6 protein-coding genes are annotated in these 6,535 nt (G+C 37.8%); all 6 read right to left on the bottom strand.

Annotated features, from left to right (window positions below; genetic code table 11):
- Positions 1-441: hypothetical protein (locus tag A3GK_RS10845; protein ID WP_040576158.1), on the bottom strand; the 441-nt coding region annotated here is incomplete at its 3' end.
- Between the two features lie 25 nt (positions 442-466).
- A complete protein-coding gene (locus A3GK_RS0109780) occupies positions 467-1,252 on the bottom strand; it encodes a hypothetical protein (protein WP_155799518.1) in 786 nt (261 codons plus the stop codon).
- 239 nt (positions 1,253-1,491) lie between these two features.
- A complete protein-coding gene (locus tag A3GK_RS0109775) occupies positions 1,492-2,529 on the bottom strand; it encodes a PQQ-binding-like beta-propeller repeat protein (RefSeq protein WP_018029269.1) in 1,038 nt (345 codons plus the stop codon).
- Between the two features lie 371 nt (positions 2,530-2,900).
- The gene (locus A3GK_RS0109760; protein ID WP_018029266.1) at positions 2,901-3,950 is read right to left on the bottom strand and encodes a hypothetical protein; all 1,050 of its coding nucleotides are present in this window, start codon (positions 3,948-3,950) and stop codon (positions 2,901-2,903) included.
- Between the two features lie 9 nt (positions 3,951-3,959).
- Complete coding sequence (locus tag A3GK_RS0109755; protein WP_018029265.1) at positions 3,960-5,264, bottom strand: zinc metalloprotease; 1,305 nt, start codon at positions 5,262-5,264, stop codon at positions 3,960-3,962.
- A gap of 74 nt (positions 5,265-5,338) precedes the next feature.
- The gene (locus A3GK_RS0109750; protein WP_018029264.1) at positions 5,339-5,920 is read right to left on the bottom strand and encodes a hypothetical protein; all 582 of its coding nucleotides are present in this window, start codon (positions 5,918-5,920) and stop codon (positions 5,339-5,341) included.
- Positions 5,921-6,535 lie beyond the last annotated feature (615 nt).

Raw genomic sequence — 6,535 nt, 5'->3', positions numbered from 1 at the left:
AAGTTCATCCATTCTTTTTAGCACATTTGGCAGATAGGAATATGTCTCAATAAATTGCTTACCATCGTTTTCTAAATAGTCTATTACCCAATCGGTAAATATCTTTAGTTCACGGTAATTGTCAATTATTTTGTAGATAAATGGATTTTTGCTTTTGTCATTAATGGTTGGATGAATATTCGCTTGTCTAAAATCGATCAAAGGATTGTCTAAATCAAATACTCGCTTTAGTATTTTCGTCACTTCTTTTAATTCAATATAATATTTTGAGAAATATAAATCTCCCATATCACTAAAGTTAAGATAAAACTTATATTTCGCATTATCTTTATCCAACATATAGTAGGGGGCCCCACCCGTCTTAGTTGCACGATACCCTTGTGGCTTGAGCAACTGATCTAATTGCTTAAAAACATATTTTTTCTTTTCGCTCTTTAACATTATCTCTATGAATTACTTATTCTATTTATATTGACAGTGGCTGCATGACACTATAGGAGAGGCCTGTCTGTCGCTGTCTGGTACGGTAGATCTCTATACCATAGGCAAATGCAGACTGAGGAGCTATACCATTATCGGGCAGTTCTTTTAGCACAAACTCGTATTCGGTACCCGATACTCCCTGATGACGTGGCATCCATTGGAACTGTACCTGAGTAAAGGGCTCGTGATAAGGAATAACCTCATTGGGGCGAGGATAATTGAGAATTGGTGGATTTTTGATATCTAACCAAGCTCTCCCAGTATGCCATGCTGACAGAGGACGACCAGTATGGTATTCTACAACCTGTACTGAGAACTCTGTCATACCCACTGGTAGACGGCCGTTATCTAATCGACCACTCAGACGGATGTGGTCAGGTTGTAGATATGGAGCTATATCTATAGAAGTGAGGCGGAGAGGAACATTGGGGGTCAGCTCAAGGATAGGATAGACGATCTCGTCACGAGACTCAAGGCTGAAGTTCATCCCGTTTTTCACCCGTACTCGCAAACGTGCCTGTAACAACGGCTGCTCCAAGTCTCGATTGAGAAGTGTCACGACAAGGCGATCCTGGCTACCACCATAATAGTCAGACAAATACAGCCCATAGGGAGGAAGCACTTGCACCGTCCCATGAACAGGATAACGTACCTGCGCAACAGCTACTTGACAGTTGAGACCAACGATGGTATTCAGAATAATACACGCAAAGAGTAGCTTATGCATTACGCACAAGCTAAATAGTTTTGTATGTCTATTCCGTCTCATCTATTTTTATCCCTCTCTAAACTTTTTAGTGCATCTTACATTTCCAGACCAATTCAGTCGTTTTTATTTTTATCGTTAATTCTATATTTTATTACACTATGTAATTACCTATTATTCAAAATAATAACATCGACTTAAAACTCCGCAACTTCACTCCATCGAAGTCCATATATTCTATTATTCAAGTTTCATAACGTCGCTTGACCAATGTCCTGTACTTTTGTTTAGATATAGTAATTTTATAATGTTGTATTTGACTTCTCATAAATGTATAGATTTCTGCCTGAATCTGCAATATACATTCTATTCTGATGAAATTGAATCTCAAGCACCGAATGGACACCCAGTACATTCGCCCATTCTCGGATACCTGTGTTAATATTAATGGCTCCTATCGCAAACACCCCACCTTCGAGTCTCATCCCATGGTAGAGATACCCAGCATAAAGGCGGTTTAAGCCCATCTCTGCATCGTACTTTTCACCTTGATATTCAAGTTTATCCATCTCAATGTAATTAATCACCTCACCATTATCCAAATCAACCTCCATATAACTGGACGCATAACAACCGTATGCTTTGTTATCAATGATAGAGATAGATATCAGACCACGGGGAAGTCGTTGTAAATAAAGAATATCTCCTGTATTGATATTTAGTCGCACAATGAATATATCCGTAAGGACAACAACACTATCACCCTTGTATTCATGTATGTCTCTAATATTACCTCTTTCTATTGTACCAAACAACCAGCGGTACTGAGTCATCTCTCCGATATCCTTCTGCCACAGAAGGGAAAAATCATTTTTACTATACGAATATACCCATCCTTCCTTTACTGTAACAATATGAGTATCATTATTTATTCCGAAACTACCTTTGATTTCTCCTATGGACAGAGGAATGATTTGATTGGTATTTAGATTATATAGGAACTGATTGTTGGGAACAAAGTCGAATATATGATAGTAAATAGATGATTTTATATATTGGGGAAGTTTATTTAATCCATAAAAATATGTATCTACAACAAACTCTTTTTTTGTATTGAGGTTATAGATTTTTGTTACGTTGTTCTCCGGTCCAGTATAAATAACCTGATCTTCTATAATAGCATACTGGTTTATTGCCATTTCCTCGGATGTGAACAAAACTTCATTTTGATGATTTTTGACTACCAGTAATGCCTTTTTAGACCTGACTAAATAGGAGAAATACTTCTCCCATACATAAAACCCATATCGGTCTTTTCTTTTTTCTATTAGTTTGTACATAACTATTCTACTACATTAAAAATCATGTCAAATATTTTGTCATTCTCCAATTTTCTTAATAGACTTTTTGCATCTTCTATGTTATCGTCCCCAAATGTCTTGCGGATTTTGTTTAGCGAGATGAGGTCATCACATATCAAATTAATTTCATCCACTGGAGTACCATCAGCTTTCTTTAAGGTTGATAATATCCTCTCTTTCAAGTTCTCCTTATTGACCCCTGAGGTTTTATGAAATACCCATTTCAATTCCTCTAAGTTTTGAATAGCCTGTATATCTCTAATGAATTGTTTCCGGATTGTTTCCGGATACCACTGCGACCAATTCTTATTTCATACATAATCACTTCTTTTTGTTCCCAAAGCTGCTTCTTAATCGCATCTAGCATAAATTCGTACTTCGTCAAAGCTATCAGCAATTAGTCGATCATCTATCAAATGAATCGATCTTATTGGTGAGTCACTACTCCAAATGTCATGCCATACAACCACCTCAGATCTAGTGTCAAATACAACTATTCCAAACAATCCACATGACAAACGTATAGAGGCATAAATATAACCTTCATAAAAAAGGTAACTCCGATATTGACATGAAAACTCTTCTCCATTTGCACTAAATTTGTCAACTTTCCTATCCATAAGTATTTTCCCAAGCTCCATATCCATAATACGATAACGAGTTGGATTCAAAGAATACCCCATATGCCCATCAATTAATAACTTAGGAATCGTATAATCCCTTATTTCTATAGTTTGACCTGTAGAAGCCTTAATACGATGAAGACGTTGCTGAGTTGTTACCCAAATATCATCTTTGAATAAGTTCAAAAACTCCACTCTGCCAAGTTCTTCCTTATCTCCAAATATACCATTCCACTTATCACTCTCAGAAAAATCTATTCTATACACTTCCTCTAGTCCTTGTCCATTCTTATCCCGTAATGCAATTAATTCTTTTCGCCAGCCTTTGGTCATAAAAATTAGTTCATTACTCACCCCCTCACATATCAGATTATTACCTAATTCATGTGTCCCAAAATTCTCAAATTGAAATGACTTCATATCATAGAGAACTAAATTATTATGGGCTAAATACACTTTATTATCACCTACTGGAAAAATGGTCGGGAACCCACCTAACTCCTTGATTGATGCTAACTGGTCTCCGTCTATCGAAAAAACATTTAGCGTATCACTTAAAAGCGATTTTGTATTATAAGTCACAAACCACTGTTCTCTATAAATAAACTTTTTCCAGGATAATTCATTATGTAAAAAATTAATTTGCTTTTGGATTTCGCCATTTATGTCCAATAAATACACTTCATCTATATTCTTCCCTATGCTTTTAATTAAAAATGATCTGCCATCACCAACACGAACCGTTGCATTGTTATAAACCTTAATTATCTTATACATGTTAATCAATTACTTCAAATAAATAGTTAAAAAATCATCTTCTTGAATTTCTCGAATAAAACTGTCTGTGTTATCAATGTTACGTCCAAAACCTTCTACCGCAAAAATAACATAATCAGATCCTCGTCTACACATTTCCGCAAATAAACCTGATAAAATTTTCGTGTCTTCCTCCAATTGTATTTCATCCGCTTTGTCCAAAGCAGTGAACACGGCAGGTTTAGACATGATGTTCCACTGGAAGGCGACAAGTTCGTTACCTGTACCGTAGTCCATAATATTAGCTGTATTGCTACGACTATTATCTCCACCGTATTCGTCATCGAAAGTATGCTGAAGCGTGAAGAGTCCGTGTCCCAACTCATGAGCTATGGTGTGTGCAAGCTGCTTTACGTCTGGTGAACCACTCGTGAAGACATAGCCAAAGCGACTATTGCGAGGCATCTCTCCCAACAGTGAGCCAGACTTATGCACGCCCTGCTCTCCATCCAGTGAGAAGATACAGATGCCTTCTCGCTTCGTAGTCGAAGCGTATAGACGCTGTAGAGCACGCATCTCCTTACTCTCTTTCACATCCACAGACTTCCCAAAGAGTGTCTTGCCCTCTATGCTCAGTAGTCCATCACCATTCAGATCCCAGCTCTTATTGAACAGGGTATCGGTATGCACAGTGAACGCAATTCCTATCGGATTATAGATTGCATTCAGCTCGCTCTCCACTGCCTTCACATCTGGAGCGTAATCATTAGTCTGAACCAGTGTCACTTCATGTCTTTGCTTCTGATAGCTGATCACGCGGAGCTTGCCGGCAGTCTTACCTTCGACAAGCCCATATACAGCATACTCTTCACCTGACTCGACACTTGGTAGCTCCAGTCGCCACTCACGATTAGTATTATCATAGTTGGCTGGGACTATATCACCATTCTCCAAGACAAAACGAACTGTCGTAGCATCCAATGAAGAATCCGAACATCTGACTTTCACCACATCCTTTTCGCCAACAGGGATCAGATTCCATGGGGCGATATATCCGTTCTTATCTAATGACTTGTAATAGCTGTCCAGCTTAACTGCACTCTTATACCAGACCTCCTTTCCATCGTCAAAAGCATACCTACTGCCCTCTCCGCTGAATCTCAATCGGTATTCCGAATCCAACCACTCACGATTGAAGTCGGTTATCTGAGCAATAGTACTAGTATATCCCCTCCCTGCAAGACAGTTCAATAGGAGGCATACCAAAGCTAGACAGCACACTCTACGTAAGCTAAACCTCATAGCACCTATTTTTACTCTCAACTGTCTCATCATCACAAATTTAACAGCAACAAACTACATTAATAACACTCTGCTCTATTATTCCGAGTAAATTTTGCTATCAAAATTTATTTTTTCTCAATCCCAAGAGCTTTTCTTTTTCTAATATAGAACTCCTTGTAGCTGTCAAAGCTCTCAAAAGTTCTTTTTTCCTTGAAAGTATCGACTAATATTTTAAAGCCAAGCCCCGAGGATTTAATCTCAACAATATAAAATCCAGTCCCATCTTCACGCTTCCAAAATACGATTTTTCCCAACTTGTCTTTATAGTGATTTCGCCAATCCATCGTATTGTCCCAATGGCTAAATAACGGAGCATACTGATCTCCTTCTTTGAAATTTTGAGTCAAATATTTTGTCTCCCTATAATAAATCAAACTATAGTATTCATACAAATCCAAGGTGTCTTGTGTAACGACATTCCAGAAATAATCTTCTAAGCACCTTTGAATATTGTTCTCCATATAAGGAGCATTTTTTGTCAAGACTATTTGCCATCTTCCTCTTGGTCCTACACCTGTCGTATCAGTCCGCAACAGATAGTAATCTACTGGAGCTTTCAATATGTCTCTCCTGAAATGGACAAGAGAGAAAAATAGTGCAGATAAAATTACTCCAATAATCACGATTTTACGATTGCTCTTTCTCATACTATTTTTTAAATAACCTTCAATGATATTTCTGGGTCAGCAGATATTTTAGGTTGGTGGTTGTTTATAATTGCATAATACAGCCCATAGGGAGGAAGCACTTGCACCGTCCCATGAACAGGATAACGTACCTGGGCGACAGATACTTGACAGTTGATACCAGCAATGGTACTCAGAACAATATATGCCAAGAGTAGCCTACGCATCCAATGTAAGCTAAATCTCATAGCACCTATTTTCATTCTCAACCGTCTCACCATCACAGATTTAATAGCAACAAACTACGCCAAAAGCCCCAACTCTACAACTATCTCAAATAGAAACTCTTACTACTATCAAAAACTCTCTATAAATACCTCTTCACTCCTCTGTAGAAACGCCAACACTCCTCTATAAATACCCTCCGTCTTATCTATAGACACATCTACTTCATGTCAACTATTTCAAGAGAAGACACAATTTCTTATCTAATCATAAAAAGCGATACTTTCTAAGAAGTCGTAGGGTACTTCATATTTTTCTAATGGCTGTACTGGAAGTAGAGCTTTCGGAATAAGCTTGCTCTTAATTTCCACTTCCATACCCAGTATCCATGCGAGCTTGGCATATCCAAGC

This window comes from Porphyromonas somerae DSM 23386, assembly GCF_000372405.1.
In the GTDB taxonomy this organism is placed as follows: domain Bacteria; phylum Bacteroidota; class Bacteroidia; order Bacteroidales; family Porphyromonadaceae; genus Porphyromonas_A; species Porphyromonas_A somerae.
Note: the sequence above shows the minus strand (reverse complement) of the source record. Positions and strands in the feature narration are given on the sequence as shown.